Raw genomic sequence first — 1,538 nt, forward strand, 5'->3', positions numbered from 1 at the left:
GCTCCTTGAAGGTGCCGGACCACTCCTTGCTGGCGTTTGACGACATCTTGCAGCCGTCGATGGCAAAGAGTTCGTTGCCCAACAGGCCCTGCTCATGGCACACCAGCAGCACCTGCTCGAACAGCGCCTCGATCTCATCGGCATGGCCGCTGACGAACTTGGCCAGTGTGGTGAAGTGCGGCACGGTATCGCAGGACAGGGCCTTGAAGATGATGTTGGTCTGGCAGCACCACTGCATCTCGCGGCTGGAGGTGATGCCCTTGGAGTAGGCGAACAGGATGATCTTCAGCAGGATGGCGGGATCGTAGGCCAGGCGACCGGTGTCTTCGTTGCGGTACTTGGGATGGAACACCGACAGGTCCAGCTTGTGTTCGATCAGGTAATGCACCGCGTGTTCGAAGGTGCCGGGCTGGAGCTGCTCCTGGTAGTTGATCACGACCATCGTATCCTGGTCGTAGTTGTAATGCTTGAAGCGGGGCATGGGAGACGGGTCCTTGTCGGCCTGCGATACCTCGATCCTACCAAACCCGGAGCAGCGATTCCGGGACTTTTTCTACAGCCTCAACGCCTGCGGTAACCGGCGCCGGAGCGCCAGCGGAGGGAACCAAAAGCGCCACGCTTTTGGCGTCCGGTTGACTGCCTTGTTAGCGTGGTTCAGGCTCGGTTGGCGCATCGCTTTACTTCGTATCTCGGGGTGAAAAGCGCCACCGAAAGCATTTTAGAGCGACTCATTATTTCCCTTAATTTTCTGCACTCGTGGATTCTCTAGGGAATTAGCCTCGATCAGATTTGATAACTCTCTGACATCTTTATTTAGTTTGTACACGCTCTGTCCTACCCCATCTATGGAATCAACGATCTTAAGCAGGTAAGGCTTACTTATAAAACCTGGCAGATCAGCATAGGGCTTCACATCCAAAATAAAATCTTCGCATTTCGAATTGCTTCCATCCAAGCTAGTCCATTCCAAGCGAACCTTGAAAGGGGGCATCGGCTCCTTCGAATCTGCTTTTTTCGGTTTGAATAATTGGAAGCCGATAGCAAACAATATTGATATTTTCTCTCCTTGCGGAATCAGAGTTATAGGACCTCTCTTTATGCTGCAATCTAAGATCAGGTCGTAGTTGGTAAAATCCTCCGATTCGCCTAGAAACTGAAAGTAAACGTTTCTTGCCGGGCCCGTACCTACGTTGACGATTGAAATATTCAAGCCACCTGTTCCATCTGGGTGCGGCTCAAAGTATGCAACTAAACTCGGCTCAGAGCCGGCTTTTCGTAGCAACCGATTTTCACGCCATAGGAAAACAGTAAGGAGCGCTATTACGACAGTGGAGAAACCGCTGAGAACTGTCGCTATGTCATTCAGGCCCATTACTAATTCTCCGCATATCGGTTGTTGTAGGATTGAGCGCTAACGCCAATATTCAGCGGCGGCCTTTACGTAGCGAAGCGGAGAAAAGGCCGTCCGGTGTAGGCCCGTCAGGGCCGGAACGAACTGCAATGACTGGTTAGGGGGTTCACTGAGGATGCCGCGTCCG

At 52.5% G+C, this 1,538-nt stretch carries 2 protein-coding genes; both read right to left on the bottom strand.

All coding sequences use genetic code 11. The features are described 5' to 3' along the window. Nucleotides 1-481 (bottom strand): transposase (locus tag EZI54_RS23650; protein WP_131484302.1); only part of this gene is annotated, 481 nt, incomplete at its 3' end. Between the two features lie 237 nt (nt 482-718). Next, nucleotides 719-1,372, bottom strand: a complete 654-nt coding sequence (locus tag EZI54_RS23655; RefSeq protein ID WP_131484303.1) for a hypothetical protein — start codon at nt 1,370-1,372, stop codon at nt 719-721. Nucleotides 1,373-1,538 lie beyond the last annotated feature (166 nt).

Source organism: Marinobacter halodurans (genome assembly GCF_004327985.1).
GTDB lineage: Bacteria > Pseudomonadota > Gammaproteobacteria > Pseudomonadales > Oleiphilaceae > Marinobacter_A > Marinobacter_A halodurans.